The organism is Aeromonas simiae, assembly GCF_014892695.1.
GTDB lineage: Bacteria > Pseudomonadota > Gammaproteobacteria > Enterobacterales > Aeromonadaceae > Aeromonas > Aeromonas simiae.
This window is the reverse complement of the sequence record NZ_CP040449.1, coordinates 2,405,337-2,419,635: the sequence shown is the minus strand read 5'-3', so window position 1 is coordinate 2,419,635 and position 14,299 is coordinate 2,405,337. Positions and strand designations below refer to the sequence as shown.

The 14,299-nt window shown below is 62.9% G+C and carries 12 protein-coding genes; 5 read left to right on the top strand and 7 right to left on the bottom strand.

The window, feature by feature from the left end:
* The first annotated feature begins 2 nt into the window (after positions 1-2).
* The 3 genes from oppD (at position 3) to FE240_RS11365 (ending at position 3,222) form a co-directional block, all read left to right on the top strand.
* The gene (oppD, locus tag FE240_RS11375; protein WP_193001055.1) at positions 3-983 is read left to right on the top strand and encodes an ABC transporter ATP-binding protein; all 981 of its coding nucleotides are present in this window, start codon (positions 3-5) and stop codon (positions 981-983) included.
* Entirely contained in the window at positions 980-1,975 is a 996-nt protein-coding gene (gene oppF / locus FE240_RS11370; protein ID WP_193001054.1) for a murein tripeptide/oligopeptide ABC transporter ATP binding protein OppF, read from the top strand. The genes oppD and oppF overlap by 4 nt, the downstream gene beginning before the upstream one ends.
* 287 nt (positions 1,976-2,262) lie before the next feature.
* Positions 2,263-3,222 (top strand): TerC family protein, encoded by a 960-nt coding sequence (locus FE240_RS11365; protein WP_193001053.1) that lies wholly within the window; start codon positions 2,263-2,265, stop codon positions 3,220-3,222.
* Between the two features lie 33 nt (positions 3,223-3,255).
* On the opposite strand, the gene alr is transcribed toward FE240_RS11365, so the two are convergent.
* The gene (alr, locus tag FE240_RS11360; RefSeq protein WP_193001051.1) at positions 3,256-4,482 is read right to left on the bottom strand and encodes an alanine racemase; all 1,227 of its coding nucleotides are present in this window, start codon (positions 4,480-4,482) and stop codon (positions 3,256-3,258) included.
* 141 nt (positions 4,483-4,623) lie between these two features.
* On the opposite strand from alr, the gene FE240_RS11355 reads away from it, so the two are divergent.
* On the top strand, positions 4,624-5,070 hold the full coding sequence (locus FE240_RS11355) for a methyltransferase family protein (protein WP_193001049.1): 447 nt from the start codon (positions 4,624-4,626) through the stop codon (positions 5,068-5,070).
* Here the strand turns inward: FE240_RS11355 and FE240_RS11350 are convergent.
* From FE240_RS11350 to FE240_RS11340, 3 genes are all read right to left on the bottom strand, one after another.
* Positions 5,067-5,396, bottom strand: a complete 330-nt coding sequence (locus tag FE240_RS11350) for an MGMT family protein (protein WP_193001048.1) — start codon at positions 5,394-5,396, stop codon at positions 5,067-5,069. The genes FE240_RS11355 and FE240_RS11350 overlap by 4 nt on opposite strands.
* Before the next feature lie 55 nt (positions 5,397-5,451).
* Complete coding sequence (locus FE240_RS11345; protein WP_193001046.1) at positions 5,452-7,005, bottom strand: methyl-accepting chemotaxis protein; 1,554 nt, start codon at positions 7,003-7,005, stop codon at positions 5,452-5,454.
* A gap of 121 nt (positions 7,006-7,126) precedes the next feature.
* Positions 7,127-8,674: a methyl-accepting chemotaxis protein gene (locus FE240_RS11340; RefSeq protein WP_193001044.1), complete on the bottom strand. Its 1,548-nt coding sequence runs from the start codon at positions 8,672-8,674 to the stop codon at positions 7,127-7,129.
* A gap of 141 nt (positions 8,675-8,815) precedes the next feature.
* Between FE240_RS11340 and FE240_RS11335 the strand changes: the two genes are divergently transcribed.
* Complete coding sequence (locus FE240_RS11335) at positions 8,816-9,733, top strand: IS5 family transposase (protein WP_193001042.1); 918 nt, start codon at positions 8,816-8,818, stop codon at positions 9,731-9,733.
* 155 nt (positions 9,734-9,888) lie between these two features.
* Here FE240_RS11335 and FE240_RS11330 read toward each other — a convergent pair whose 3' ends face one another.
* Genes FE240_RS11330 through FE240_RS11320 form a run of 3 tightly spaced genes read right to left on the bottom strand, consistent with a single transcriptional unit; the run spans position 9,889 to position 14,298 of the window.
* Complete coding sequence (locus FE240_RS11330; protein ID WP_193001040.1) at positions 9,889-11,733, bottom strand: beta-N-acetylhexosaminidase; 1,845 nt, start codon at positions 11,731-11,733, stop codon at positions 9,889-9,891.
* Positions 11,718-12,599 carry a BadF/BadG/BcrA/BcrD ATPase family protein gene (locus tag FE240_RS11325; RefSeq protein WP_193001038.1) on the bottom strand — a complete coding sequence of 294 codons (882 nt, stop codon included), beginning with the start codon at positions 12,597-12,599 and terminating at the stop codon, positions 11,718-11,720. The genes FE240_RS11330 and FE240_RS11325 overlap by 16 nt, the downstream gene beginning before the upstream one ends.
* Positions 12,592-14,298, bottom strand: a complete 1,707-nt coding sequence (locus FE240_RS11320; RefSeq protein WP_193001036.1) for a glycoside hydrolase family 9 protein — start codon at positions 14,296-14,298, stop codon at positions 12,592-12,594. Before FE240_RS11320 ends, FE240_RS11325 begins: the two co-directional genes overlap by 8 nt.
* Between the last annotated feature and the right edge of the window lies 1 nt (position 14,299).

Here is a 14,299-nt window from a genome sequence, read left to right as displayed (position 1 = left end):
CGATGAAACTGCTTGATGTGAACGATCTGCGGGTGGAGTTCAAGACCCCGGACGGCAACGTGGTGGCCGTGAACGACCTCAACTTCTCGCTGACGGCGGGGGAGACCCTCGGCATCGTCGGTGAATCCGGCTCCGGCAAGTCACAGACCGCCTTTGCCATCATGGGGCTGCTGGCCAAGAACGGCGTCATCACCGGCTCGGCCAAGTTTCAGGGCGAAGAGATCCTCAACCTGCCCGAATCCAAGCTCAACCGTATCCGCGCCGAGAAGATTGCCATGATCTTCCAGGACCCCATGACCTCGCTCAACCCCTACATGAAGGTCAAGGATCAGCTGATGGAGGTGCTGATGCTGCACAAGGGGATGACCAAGGCGGCGGCGTTCGAGGAGTCGGTACGCATGCTCGATGCGGTCAAGATCCCCGAGGCGCGCCGGCGCATGGGCATGTATCCGCACGAATTTTCCGGCGGTATGCGCCAGCGGGTGATGATCGCCATGGCCCTCCTGTGCCGACCGCAGCTGCTCATCGCTGATGAGCCGACCACGGCGCTCGATGTGACGGTGCAGGCCCAGATCATGGCGCTGATGGGGGAGCTCAAGCGCGAGTTCAACACCGCCATCATCATGATCACCCACGATCTCGGGGTGGTGGCCGGCCTCTGCGACAAGGTGCTGGTGATGTATGCCGGCCGCACCATGGAGTACGGCCGAGTGGATGACATCTTCTATCGCCCGAGCCACCCCTACACCGAGGGGCTGCTCAAGGCCATTCCCCGCCTCGACAGCCAGGGCGCTGAGCTGCCGACCATACCGGGCAACCCGCCCAACCTGCTGCGTCTGCCCGCCGGCTGCCCCTTCCAGGAGCGCTGCCACCGGGTGAGCGACATCTGTCGCAGCGAGTCCCCACGGCTGACGCCGTTTGGCGATGGGCGCCAGCGCGCCTGCCACTGGGTGTCTGAGGTCATCGGCAAGGAGGCGGTATGACGGTCGAGAAGAAGCTGCTGCTCGAGGTGAGCGATCTCAAGGTGCATTTTGCCATCAAGCAGGAGAAGGGGTGGCCGTGGGCCAAGCCCGGCACCCTCAAGGCGGTGGATGGGGTGAGCCTGCGCCTCTACGAGGGGGAGACCCTCGGCGTGGTGGGCGAATCCGGTTGTGGCAAGTCCACTTTCGCCCGCGCCATCATCGGGCTGGTGCCGGCCACCGACGGCAAGGTGGTGTGGCTGGGGCAGGATCTGACCCAGCTCGAGCAGAAGGCGCTGCGTGAGAAGCGTAAAGAGATCCAGATGATCTTCCAAGACCCGCTGGCCTCGCTCAACCCGCGCATGACCATAGGCGACATCATCGCCGAGCCCCTCATCACCTTCTATCCCAAGCTCCCCAGGGAGGAGGTGAAGGAGAAGGTGCGTGCCATGATGAGCAAGGTGGGGCTGCTGCCGAACTTGGTGAACCGCTATCCCCACGAGTTTTCCGGCGGCCAGTGCCAGCGCATCGGCATCGCCCGGGCACTGATCCTCGAGCCCAAGATGATCATCTGCGACGAGCCGGTGTCGGCGCTCGATGTTTCAATCCAGGCCCAGGTGGTGAACCTGCTCAAGTCCCTGCAAAGGGAGATGGGGCTGTCGCTCATCTTCATCGCCCACGATCTGTCGGTGGTCAAACACATCTCGGATCGGGTGCTGGTGATGTACCTGGGGAACGCGGTGGAGCTGGGGGAGGGCAAGGAGATCTACGCCAACCCGCTGCACCCTTACACCAAGGCGCTGATGTCGGCGGTGCCGGTGCCAGATCCGGCGCGGGAGCGCAGCAAGGTCATCCAGATCTTGGAGGGGGATCTCCCCTCGCCGATGAACCCGCCCTCGGGCTGCGTGTTTCGCACCCGCTGCCCCGAGGCGGGGCCTGAGTGTGCCAAGACCCGCCCCATGCTAGAGGGGAACTTTACGCATGCGGTCTCTTGCCTCAAGGTCGATCCGCTTTGAATCTGTGTTGTCACTAAGGGAGGCTTCGGCCTCCTTTTTTATTTCTGCTGCATTTCGCGCTTGGCGGCCACCCGGCTCCCTGCTATTGTGCGCCCCACAAGGGGAGTAACTTCTCGCCGGTTTGTCGTCATTACGGTGCATCCATGTCCTACAGTGCACCCGGCAGCCGGGCAGTTGATTGACCGTCAGCTGTAAGTGAGACCTTGCCGAGAGGCAAGGTGTATCTGCTCCAAACGCAAACCCACGCCTCTCGGTCGTGGGTTTTTTCGTTTTTGGAGAAGTGAAAAATGGGTGAATGGTGGATGTGGGCCGGTTTTTTCAGCATAGTGCTGGCCCTGTTATGGATTGACTTGCGCTTTGTCGGTGGTGGCAAGGCGCACAAGGTATCGCTCAAAGAGGCGGGCATCTGGTCGCTGGTCTGGATCAGTGTGGCGCTCTTGTTCAACCTGGCCATCTGGCTCTGGCTCGATCACAGTGCCGGGCGTGAGCTGGCCAATCAGAAGGGGTTGGAGTTTCTCACCGGCTACCTCATCGAGAAGGCGCTGGCGGTCGATAACGTCTTCGTCTGGTTGATGCTGTTTGGCTACTTCGCCATTCCGGCCGAGTTACAGCGCCGGGTGCTGCTCTACGGTGTGTTGGGTGCCATCGTGATGCGCGCCGGCATGGTGTTCGCCGGTAGCTGGCTCATCGAGCAGTTCCACTGGATCCTCTATTTCTTCGGTGCCTTCTTGCTGCTGACCGGCGCCAAGATGCTGTGGGCGGCCGACAAGGAGCCGGATCTTGAGAACAACGCCTTGCTCGGCTGGATGCGCCGCCGCTTCAAGGTGACCGAGACTCTGGAGGGGGAGCGCTTCTTCGTCTGGCGCGACGGGGTTCGCTATGCCACGCCGCTGCTGCTCATTCTGGTGCTGGTGGAGGTGAGCGATCTCATCTTCGCGGTGGACAGCATTCCGGCCATCTTCGCGGTGACCACCGATCCCTTCATCGTGCTCACCTCTAACATTTTCGCCATCATGGGGCTGCGCGCCATGTACTTCCTGCTGGCCGGGGTGGCCGAGCGCTTTGCCCTGCTCAAATACGGGCTGGCGCTGATCCTGATGTTTATCGGGGTCAAGATGCTGCTGCTGGATCTGTTCAAGATCCCGACCGGGATTGCGCTTGGCGTGGTGGCCCTCATTCTAGTGGCCTCCATGGGGCTTAGCCTGTGGCTGACCCGTGGCGACAAGCCGGCCAAGGCCAGCGAATAAACGAGAAGGGCTCCCGCGGGAGCCCTTGTTGTATCAGCGCGTGATGATACGCGGATTGGTGTAGCCCCAGATGGTGTACATGTCGGCCAGCAGGGCGCCGTTGTACTCCTCCAGATCCGCCTGCTTCACCTCGGCGTTGCCCTGGCGGCCAAACAGCACCACTTCGTCCCCCGGCTTGACCCCCTTGATGTCCGTCACGTCCACCATGATGGTGTTCATCGAGGTCTTGCCGACCACTGGCGCCTTCTGCCCCCCCACCAATACATAGGCCTTGTTGCTGAGCGCACGGCGGTAGCCGTCGGAGTAGCCGAGTGGCAGGTTGGCGAGCAGGGAGTCGCGCTTGAGGGTGTAGGTGCGGTCATAGCCCACCGTGTTCCCTTGCGGATAGTGGTTGACCGAGGCGACCCGGGTCTTGAAGGTCATCACTTTCTGGTACTCGGTGTAGGAGGGGATGGTGTCGCCATAGAGGATGCCGCCCGGACGCACCATGTCCAGATGCGCCTGCGGCACCTCCAGGGTGGTAAAGGAGTTGGCGCAGTGCAGGGTCAGCTTGCTGCGATCGAGCTTGCCGGCGGCGATGAGCCACTGGGTGTCGATCTGAAACTGGGCAAAGCCTTGTTTGACGTCCTCTTTCTCCTCGACCGGGAAGTGGGTCATGATACCGACCACTTGCAGCCCTTTGAGTTTGAGCAGATCGAGGGCGTCCTGCTTGGCATTATCTTGGCGCAGATCTAGGCCATTGCGGCTCATGCCGGCAGAGTTGAGGCCCAGATGATAGGCAATGGTGGTATGGTGGCGCTGTGCAATCTCTGCCATCTGCCGGGCGCTCTCCAGACTGCCGACCAACTCCTCCATCTTGTAGGGCAGGGCGGCTTCCACCTCTTGCGGGCTGGCGGCGCGAACCCGCATCAGGCGGCCATCGAACCCCTTCTCGCGGGCGACGCGGGCCTCTTCATTGCTGGCGATGCCGATGCAGGGGATGCCGGCCTTGACCACGGAGGGGATCAGCAGATCGATGCCATGGCCGTAGGCGTCGGCCTTCATGATGGCGCAGATCTGCGGGCCTTTTTCGCCGAGGCGCTCCTTGAGGGTCTGAATGTTGCGCTCGAAGGTGGTCACATTCACTTCGAGCCAAGCGTTGGCGGCAGCGAACTCCTGGCCGTTGCGATGATCGTTGGCCTGCGGCAGGTAGGGGGCGGCATAAGCCTGGCCTGACAGCAGGCCGATGATGAGGGTGGCGAGTAACGTCTTCTTGCTCATGATATTCCCTGTCATGGTGTCGTTGAGTCAGTGGTCTGCGCCGGACATAATGCTGAGTCGCAAGCGAGGCCTTGGTCAGTCTAACTGCTTAAAACAAAGTAGGAAAACGATTAACATGCATATTGAATGGGAGGTGGAATAATGATGAAAATGTCACTGCTTCCTCCTCCTCTGGTGGCCCTGCTGTGCGCCTGGTTGATGCAGTGGGGGCTCCCTCTCGGAGGGGAAGAGTGGGGGAGGGGGAGCTGGCTGCTTGCGGTGCTGCTGTGGGGGCTGGCTGTCCTCTTGGGGGTCGGTGCCCTGCTGGGGTTTCGTCGCGTCGGGACCACGGTGGATCCGCACCGCCCCGATCGCTCCAGCGCACTGGTCATCAGCGGTGTTTATCGCTACAGCCGCAATCCTATGTATCTGGGGGTCTTGTTGCTTCTGTTGCTGTGGGCGCTATGGCTGGGCGGTGGCTGGTGGGGTGCGATGCTGTTCTGGCTCTGGATGGACAGATTGCAGATCCCGCGTGAGGAGCAGGCGCTCGGGCGGCGTTTCGGGGCTGATTATGAGCGCTATTGCCAGCAGGTGCGGCGCTGGTGCTAGAAGGGCAGCAGAAACAGCAGCTCGGCCAGACTAGGTTGCCACTGCCATTCACGCAGCCGCACCCGCCCGCCGATGACGGGCACCCCCTCTTCTTGTAATTTCCCTATCTGCTCTATATGGCCTCTGGAGCCTGCGGGCAGCGAGATCTTGCCGTTAGCGCCGAGCACCCTGTGCCAGGGCAGGCTCTTGCTGGTGGTCTTTAGCACCCGGCCGACCAGTCGGGCACGGCCCGGCAGGCCGGCAAGATCCGCCACTTGACCATAGGTGACCACCCGGCCAGGCGGGACGAGGGCAAGCAGGGTTTCGATGCGTTCCTGAGAAGTCATGGGGCCTCACTGTGTGAGGCCCCATTGTGCGTGTGGCAAGGTGGGCCCGCAAGGGTCAGCCGAAGGTGCGGCTGAGCTCCTTGAGCTGATTGGCCTTGACCAGCAGGCTCTCACTGCTGGCGCTGACGCCGTCGATCTTGATGCTGTTGTCGTGGGAGAGGGCCGAAATCTGGTTCACGTTGCGGCTGATCTCCTCGATCACCGCCTGCTGCTCGTGAGTGGCCGACGAGATCTGGGTGGAGAACTCGGTGATCTTGTCGATCTCATCGAGCACCTGATGCAGGTTCTCCGAGCCGGCCCGGGTGGTCTCCAGGCAGGAGCGGGTTTGATCCAGATTGTGATGCATCATCTCCTTCCACTGGCCGAGGGTGTGCTGGATGTGGCCGATACTCCCCTGGATCTGCTCGGTGGCCTTGTGGGTGCGGGTCGATAGGCTGCGCACCTCGTCGGCCACCACGGCAAAACCACGCCCCTGTTCGCCGGCGCGCGCGGCCTCAATCGCGGCGTTGAGGGCCAGCAGGTTGGTCTGATCGGCAATCCCTTGGATTTCACTCATGATGTTGCCAATGCGCTCAGACTCGTTGGCCAGCTCGACCGCTGACTGGAATGCCTGCTGGGCCTGTTTGGCCAGGTTATCCATCTCGCTGCCCGCCTCGGTCAGTTGGGCGTCGGTTTGCAGGCTGTGGTGGCGCGCCTCGCTGATCTGCTGACTGGTCTCTTCGATATTGCGGGTGATCTCGGTGGCCGCCGATGCCATCTGGGTCACGGCCGTGGCGACTTGCTGGATCTGCATGTCCTGAGTGGCAATATCCCGGCTGGCCATGGTCGATGAGTGGCTCAGATCGTTGGCCAATGTCTTGAGGGAAAGGGTGGCATCATCGACCCGACCAAGCACGGTGCGGATCCGAGCCTGCCACAGCTTGATGTGGAAGTCGGCAATGCTATGCGGGGCATCCCCCGAATAGATGAGCCGGCTGACGCTGTCATACTCACCCTGCAACTGACCCAGAAAACGCGAGGTCTGAAAGAGTTGGCGATAGGTGAGGGCCGCCACCAGCAGCAGCGGCAACATCACCCATAGCGCGCCCAGTGGCCCGGCCTGCCAGACCAGCACCGCAAGGGCTAACAGCATCAGGCCAGTGATGGCCCACGGCAGCAGCAGCGGCAACAGCCGCCGACTCTTGGTGGAGTGGCGCTCATGCTTGCGCAGATCGGCATAGAGGCGGCTGGCAATCTCCTTGGTGCGACTGTCGGTGCGGCAGCGCACCGACTGGTAGCCACACATCTTGCCCTGTTCATAGATGGGGGTGACGTAGGCATCGACCCAGTAATAGCGGCCATCCTTGCAGCGGTTTTTCACCAGCTCCCGCCAGGCCTGACCGGCCTTGAGGTGTTGCCAGAGATCGGCAAAGGCGGCCTTGGGCATGTCGGGATGGCGCACCATGTTATGGGGGTGGCCGATTAACTCTTCCCGACTGTAGCCGGCAACCCGGCAGAAGTGATCGTTGGCGTAGGTGATGATACCGCGCATATCTGTGGTGGAGACCAGTTGCTCGTCGTCAGCAAAATCGATCTCTTGATCGAGCAGTGCAGAGGTATTCTGAACCATGAGGCGCTCCCTGATTGTTATCCCGTCCGTGATGTTGTTGTGGTGCGCACACGCGACAACCGACCCATGCGGCACATACACCAGTGTAGATGCACTCCTACTGATAGATAAAACAATCTTACTAACCGAAGGTGTGACCAAGACCGGCCAGTTGCGCGGCCTTCTGTTGCAACTCGTGGCTGGTATTGCTGACCTGTAGGAGCCTTTCGCTGTTGTCCTCGGCGTGACGGGCCACCTGTTGCAGTGACTGGCAGATCTGCTCGATGACCGCTTCCTGTTCATTCATGGTGCCGGCGATCTCTGCGGCATTGAGCTGCAAGTGGTTCATGGCGCCCAAGATCTGCTGCACCTCGGCACTGCCCCGCTCGGTCAGCTCGCTACAGTGGCGGGTCTGTTGCAGGTTCTGCTGCATCATGCCCTGCCATTGCTGGAGCGTCTGCTGGATGCCGGCGATGCGTTGCTGGATCTGGGCGGTGGCCTCCTGGGTGCGGCTTGAGAGGTTGCGCACCTCGCCGGCGACGACGGCAAAACCGCGCCCGTGCTCGCCGGCCCTGGCTGACTCGATGGCGGCGTTGAGGGCCAGCAGGTTGGTCTGATCGGCGATCCCGCGGATCTCTACCATGATGTCATCGATGCGGCGGGACTCTTCGCTCAGGGCCTTGGCGGTGGCAAAGGCTTGCTGCGCCGGCTCACCGAGGGTGTTGACCGCATCCCGGGTCTGCTCAAGGTGGTGATCGGCCTGTTCGCTGCGACCGCGCACCTCATCAATTTGCTGTACGCAGCCACGGATATGCTCGCCGACTGAGCCGGTCGCCTCGCCAAAGCGCTGCATGGCATCGGCAATCTGGTGGGTCTGCTCATCCTGACGTTGCATGGCGTGATTGGCATCGGCGCTGGCCTGATCCAGTTGATTGGCCATTTGGTGCAGCCCCAGCGTCGTGTCATCAACCCGGCCAAGAATGGTATTGATCCGCGCTTGCAGCAGTTGCTGGTGGAATTCGGCGATGGCGTGAGGGGCCGTGCCGGCATAGACCACGCGTGAGAAGCTGTCGTAGCGACGGGTCAGTTGCTGTAGGAAGCGTGGGGTGGTGATGAGTTCGGGGTAACAGAGCCCACCGAGCAGCAGCAAGGGGAGCAGCAGTACCGGCAGTATGGCAAGCCCATGGATGGCGATGCCATACAGCAAAGAGATCAGTATGGCGGGCAGCACCAGTGGGCGGCGCAGCCGGGCCAGTGAGGGGGAGGCTTTGCCACGCTCGGCGGCCCGCAGTTGGCGATAGATGGCTGCGGCCCGCGCCTTGAGGGCATCATCCGGCTTGCAGCGCACCGACTGGTAACCACAGATCTTGCCGTGCTCGTAAATGGGAGTGACATAGGCATCGACCCAGTAGTAACGGCCATCCTTGCAGCGGTTTTTTACCACCCCGCGCCACGCCTGTCCCGCCTTGAGATGCTGCCAGAGATCGGCGAAGGCGGCCTTGGGCATGTCCGGGTGGCGCACCAGATTGTGGGGGCGGCCTACCAGCTCGTCGCGCTGATAACCAGCGATATGGCAGAACGCCTCATTGGCATAAGTGATGGTCCCCATGAGATCGGTCGTCGAGACCAACTGTTGGCTGGCAGGAAATATCACTTCTTCATCAATGGGAGACACGTTAGAAGTTGTCATGGCTACGCTGTAAATTAATACGAACGAGGTAGATTGTGTCAGTAACTAAAAATGGCGTTGTTTCCCAAATCGATGCAGTTTGAATGGAACTAACTGAGGACGCGGTGATCTGATCACCACCATCCCCTTCAAATCTGCATCATGGGCACATCGCTTCACCCCATCACCAACTGGCCTCAATACAACAGGTCTCTGATTAACCGTGGCTCTCTCACCTTCTGGGTTGATGCCGCCGCCATGAACAACTGGTTCCACCACGACCATCACGGGCGACGGGGACGCAGCCTGCTCTACACCGACCAGACCATCTGCACTTTCCTGATGCTCAAGGGGATTTTCAGCCTCACTCTTCGCGCAACTCAGGGGTTACTCGACTCCCTGTTCGAGCTGATGAACGTACCGCTTTGTGCCCCCGATTACAGCTGTGTCAGCAAGCGGGCCAGCACGGTCACAGTGGCCTATCGGAAGCCCTCCAAGGGGCGTATCACCGACCTGGTTATCGACTCGACCGGCCTGAAGGTGTTTGGTGAAGGCGAGTGGAAAGTCAGAAAACACGGCGCCGATAAACGGCGAGTGTGGCGCAAGCTGCATCTGGCGGTAGACCCGGTAACCCACGATATCGTGGCAGCAGAAGTATCATTGGAAAATGTCCATGATGCCGAGGTGCTGCCGACCTTACTCAATCCACTGCGGCGCAAGCTGGGACATGTTTATGCGGATGGCGCCTATGACAGCAAAGCCAGCCATCAGCGGATAGCGCATAAAGGGGCGACAGCTTGTATTCCACCTCGCAAGAACGCGGGGTTATGGAAAATAGGACACCCAAGGAATGAGGCGGTGCTGGTGATGCGAAAGAACGGGCTGGCGCACTGGAAGAAGATATCGGGATACCACCGCCGCTCACTGGCAGAAACAGCAATGTATCGGTTCAAGCAGTTGCTGGCGGGGAAACTCAGTCTGCGAAAATACAACGGTCAGGTAGGGGAAGTGATGGCGTATGTGAGCGCGATAAACAAACTGAACACCCTGGGTCTGCCTGTCAGACAGCCCCGAGTGTAGCGGTCACCAGGGGCTGGGGAAGTCATGACTTGCTGGCTGATTTAGGCAACAACGCCACTAAAAATATTAACCTCGACTGTAATCACAATGTTGCCATTTGGTTTTTTGTGTATAAGAAAGGCGACCATCTGGTCGCCAAACTGTAATGGCAGCATTCACTGCTTGGGAGGCCGATACCGAACTCCCCGCTTACCGAGGATCTGCAACTGACCCGGCAACCGGGCGCAAAACCCCGCCCATGACTTGTGCTCGGGTTGGCTCCAGGCCACCTCTGCCGTCGCCAGCAGTCGTGGAAAGAGCATGTAGTCGAGCCGCTCGCGGGAGGTGATCAGCTCGCCCCAGAGCGGGCTCAGCACGCCGAGAATCTGCTCTTTGGCCGGGAAGTCGGCGGGGGCCGGTTCGCAGCGATAGACCTGGGCGAGATCCAGCGTGCCGGCCCAGTAGAGACCGGGTTCATCAGGGTCGCGGCTCCAGGCCAGATCGAGGTAGAGGTGCTGGGCCGGCGCCATCACCACGGGATGCCCCGCCGCCGCGGCCTCAAGCCCGGCCTCCAGTCGGGTCCATGCGCACACGACGGCTTCCTGGCTCACCTTGTTCCCATGCCGGATCTCCTCCCAGCCGATCATCTGTTTCCCCTTGCCGGCCAGGTAGCGCTGGCAGTGGCGCAGCAGATGGCCTTGCAGCTCTTTGGGGTCCCGATAGCCGTGCTGGCGCATCAGCGCCTGGCAGGCGGGGCTCTCCTGCCACACCCCTTGCGGCACCTCGTCGCCACCTAGGTGGATGAGGGGGCCGGGAAACAGCGCACACACCTCGTCTAGCACGCGCTCCAAAAAGGTGTAGGTGCCGGGCAGGGCGGGGTTAAGCACGTTGTCCTCGAAATACTGCACCGAGCGGTAGCGGGAGGCATCGGCCGGCTCGACCAGCAGCTCGGGCAAGGCTTTGATCGCCGCATGGCAGTGGCCGGGAATGTCGATCTCCGGGATCACCGTGATGCCGAGCGCCGCCGCGTGGGCCACGATATCGCGCACCTCGTTCTGGCTGTAGTTGCCGCCATAGGGGGCGGGGCCGCCGCTCAGTTGTGGCGTGATAGGCAGGCCATGCCCGCGCCACGCTCCGACCTCGGTCAGGGCGGGGAAGGCCTTGATCTCGAGGCGCCACCCCTCGTCATCGGTCAGGTGCCAGTGGAAGCGGTTGAACTTGTAGAGCGCCATCTGCTCCAGCAGGCGCTTGATGGTGGCGACCGGGTGGAAGTGGCGGGCGCAGTCGAGAAAGACGCCACGAAAGCCAAAGCGCGGGGCATCTTCCACTGCGATACAGGGCAGCGACTCGCCGTGTTGCAGCACCCATTGAGCCAGGCTCATCAGGCCATGACGCCAGCCAGGACGGCCGCCGGCCTCGATGCGAATTCCGCTCGGGGAGATGGTGAGGCGGTACGCCTCTTGCGGCAGGGGGGCCAGCTCCAGGCGCAGCAGGGCATCGTGATCCTGCTGCAAAGAGAGGCCGGTCAGTTGGTTGAAGTGGGCCAGCAGATCCTCGATCAGCGCGGGGGCGCAGACATGGGCCTGCTCCGGCAGGCGAAACTCGCCGTCCAACCGGTGTAACCGCGCCGGTTGTGGCACCAGCCCCGACTCAGGCTCTACCTGTGGCAGGGGCGGGGGGGGAGGGGGCGCCGTCAGCCCCAGGTCGCGGCGCCCTACCGGCAAGGGTTGTAACACCGCATCGGGGTGGCTCAGGTAGAAGCCTTGCGGCAGATCCGAGTAGCGCTCCATCGGGGTGCGCGGGCAGCAGAAGGCGATGTCGTGCAGCCTGGCGAGTTTGAGCTCTTTGTAGCTGCCCACTTGGCGCAGCAAGGTGGCGCCGCTGAGCGAGTCCGGATCCAGATAGCGGGCCAGGCAGAAGTGCAGTGAGCCGGCGACCGGCAACTCGGGGGCCAGGGTGAGCTGAAGCCAGAGATCGTCACCGCTGCGGGTCACGGCGATATCGATCAGGGGTGCAGACATGGCAACTCCTTGTGTTGAATGAAAAGCAGGGCGCCTTCCATGGCATCGGCGGCAGGCTCGACCAGATGGTCGGGATACTGGGCGGTGAGTGCGCCGGCAAGGGCTTGGCCCACTCCCCCCAGCAGGGCGATATATGGAGCCCCCATCTGGATCAGGCCGCCGACCAGGGTCGAGAGGGCGGCGATGGCCTCGCCGCGCAGAGCGATGGCCAGCGCGTCCCCATCCTGGGCGGCCTCCAGCACCCAGGGGGCGAAGCGGCCGTAGTCGGCGGGAATGGCGTGGCTAGCCCAGGCCACTACCTGGGCCTGATCCCCACCGAAGTGATGCAGCAATCGGGTGGCGAGCACGCTGGGGGGCAAGATCCCGTCGTGGCTGAGCAGGGCCGATTGCAGTGCGCGCAGGCCGAGCCAGGCGCCGCTACCAAGATCCGAGATGGGAAAGCCGCGCCCCGAGCAGGTGCGCACGCGCCCGCCCTGATAGATCAGCCCGACCGAGCCGGTGCCGGCAATCAAGATGGCGCCCTCCTCCCCCCCAAAGGCGCCGAGGCAAGCCCCGAAGGCATCGGACGTCAGGCGTACCTCGGCAAAGGGCAGCGGCTCGGCGAGAAAGGCGTGATAGCACTCGGGCAGCTCGGCGGAGGCCAGCGCCAGACCGGCGTGCAGGCGCCGATAGTCCTGCGGCCCCAGACCCGCCTCGCGCAGGGCGCCGTCGATGGCGGCCAGCACGGCGGCGCGGGCGACCGGGATGCCGAGCTCCAGATTGCTGCCACTGGCCCGCCCCTCGCCGAGTCGGCGTCCGCTGGCGTCACGCAGCCGGGCCCGGGTGTGACTGCCGCCCCCGTCGACCCCCACGTAGAGATCACCCATGCGCTTCCCCTTGCAAGGTGATGGCCAGCGCAAACCAGGCGGCGTGAGGGAGCCACTGCTCGCCCCAGCGCCAGTTCTGATCCAGCCGCGCCCGGTACGCTTCTGGGATGAAGGCGATATCTTGCTCATCCTCGACCCCTGCCGTGATGCCGTTGCAGATCCCGCCGAGGGCATTGGGCCAGCCTGCCGTGTAGCTCGGATTGTTGCAGCCATGGCCGGCCAGCATGCAGGCATCGAAGGGGTTGTTCCCTAAGATCCAGTCGAGCTGGTGCTGGCCATAAGCGGTCAGGGCCGAGGCCAGATGGGGCAGCCAGAGACGGGCGGCAAACGCCAGGGCAGCCAAGGAGGCCAGCCGCGCATTCTCCCCCTGCCACCAGTAGCCCGACTCGTTGTGATGGGGCATGAAAAACGCCAACCGGGCCGGCTCGTCCACCCCCTTCACATACTGACGGGCCAGGGCAAAGGGGTCGCCTGGGGCGGCGTGCCACGCCAGTTCGCTGCTCAGTGATCCCTCAAGGCAGGCGAGGGCCTCGGCGCGGCGCTCCGGCTCGGGCTCTATCTCCAGATAGGCTATCAGCGCCAGCCCAGGCAGGCCGGCCTCGACCGCGTGGTAATAGGGGCGCGAGCCGTCGTCGTTGGCGCTCCAGTAGTGGCCCCCATCGGGGTGGCGGCGCAGGCGCCGCGCCAGTCGCGCGGCCCAGTGGCGCGCTTCGCCGAGCCACTCATTGCCGAGGGTGCGGGTCAGCTCGACCGCGGCCAGCAGGGCGCAATACTCGTCGATGATGTTCTCTTGGCCGTCGTTGAGATAGGCGAGGTTGTGCTCGCGCAGGTGGCGATAGCCTGCCTCGGCCACTGCGGCGTAGTGAGCCGGCACAAACTCGCCACCGTGCGCTTCGCGGGCGGCGCGGGCTAAGGCGGCGATGGCCATGCCGCCCCCTTGCCGAAAGCCGGCCTGATAGTCGGCCGAGGTGATCCCCTGCTGGGTGGCGTAGGCGCACAGGGTGCGCTGCTCGGGGTCCTTGCTCCACCGATCGAACAGGGTCATGTAGAAAAAGCCCGATTCATCGTGCATGCGGCAGAGAAAATCGGCCCCGTGCAGGGCCTCGTCGGTGAGGCGGCGAGCCAGGTTCTGGCTGTCGATATCCTCACGGCGTGCCAGCCGCTCGCGGCAGGTGAGCAGCGACCAGACGACCAGCGGGGTTTGCTGGGGGTTCATGTAGTTGGCGTAAGAGAGGTGGCTTAAGTACTTGCTCACGTCGCCGCTTGCGTCATACCAGCCGCCGTGCACGTCGCGGCGGGCTTCGCGGCCATGGATGCGGGCGCAGCGGTCGGCCCGCTCGAAGACGCCGCTACAGCGCTGCCCCTTGAGGTAGTGCACCACATCGGAGAGGCACTGACGCGCAAGTAGCCGCTCACCGACCTCAAAGCGGGCCGAGCGCACCGTGCCTTGGTCTGTGACCACTTCGAGGCGATAACGACCCGGCGCCGTGAGCGCCGAGAGATCCGCCCGCCAGAAGTGGCGCCCTTGCCAGCCCGGCACGGTTTCTTCCGGGCCAAACGGCACGCGCAGCACTACGGCGTCATCGCTCAGGCGACGTACCCGCAGTGGGCCTGGGGTGAGCGCGGCCTGGCTGTGTTGCAGCAGCGCCTGCTTGGGGGCGTGGGGATCAAAGCCGACTTGGTTTATCAGAAGTTCCATG

Excerpts from the sequence above, each read along its gene's own strand:
- FE240_RS11345 (WP_193001046.1), bottom strand. The coding sequence starts at position 7,005 with ATGGTTCAGAATACCTCTGCACTGCTCGATCAAGAGATCGATTTTGCT.
- alr (WP_193001051.1), bottom strand. The coding sequence starts at position 4,482 with ATGAGCAAGAAGACGTTACTCGCCACCCTCATCATCGGCCTGCTGTCA.
- FE240_RS11340 (WP_193001044.1), bottom strand. The coding sequence starts at position 8,674 with ATGACAACTTCTAACGTGTCTCCCATTGATGAAGAAGTGATATTTCCT.
- FE240_RS11350 (WP_193001048.1), bottom strand. The coding sequence starts at position 5,396 with ATGACTTCTCAGGAACGCATCGAAACCCTGCTTGCCCTCGTCCCGCCT.
- FE240_RS11330 (WP_193001040.1), bottom strand. The coding sequence starts at position 11,733 with ATGTCTGCACCCCTGATCGATATCGCCGTGACCCGCAGCGGTGACGAT.
- FE240_RS11355 (WP_193001049.1), top strand. The coding sequence starts at position 4,624 with ATGATGAAAATGTCACTGCTTCCTCCTCCTCTGGTGGCCCTGCTGTGC.
- oppD (WP_193001055.1), top strand. The coding sequence starts at position 3 with ATGAAACTGCTTGATGTGAACGATCTGCGGGTGGAGTTCAAGACCCCG.
- FE240_RS11320 (WP_193001036.1), bottom strand. The coding sequence starts at position 14,298 with ATGGAACTTCTGATAAACCAAGTCGGCTTTGATCCCCACGCCCCCAAG.
- FE240_RS11365 (WP_193001053.1), top strand. The coding sequence starts at position 2,263 with ATGGGTGAATGGTGGATGTGGGCCGGTTTTTTCAGCATAGTGCTGGCC.
- FE240_RS11325 (WP_193001038.1), bottom strand. The coding sequence starts at position 12,599 with ATGGGTGATCTCTACGTGGGGGTCGACGGGGGCGGCAGTCACACCCGG.
- FE240_RS11335 (WP_193001042.1), top strand. The coding sequence starts at position 8,816 with ATGGGCACATCGCTTCACCCCATCACCAACTGGCCTCAATACAACAGG.
- oppF (WP_193001054.1), top strand. The coding sequence starts at position 980 with ATGACGGTCGAGAAGAAGCTGCTGCTCGAGGTGAGCGATCTCAAGGTG.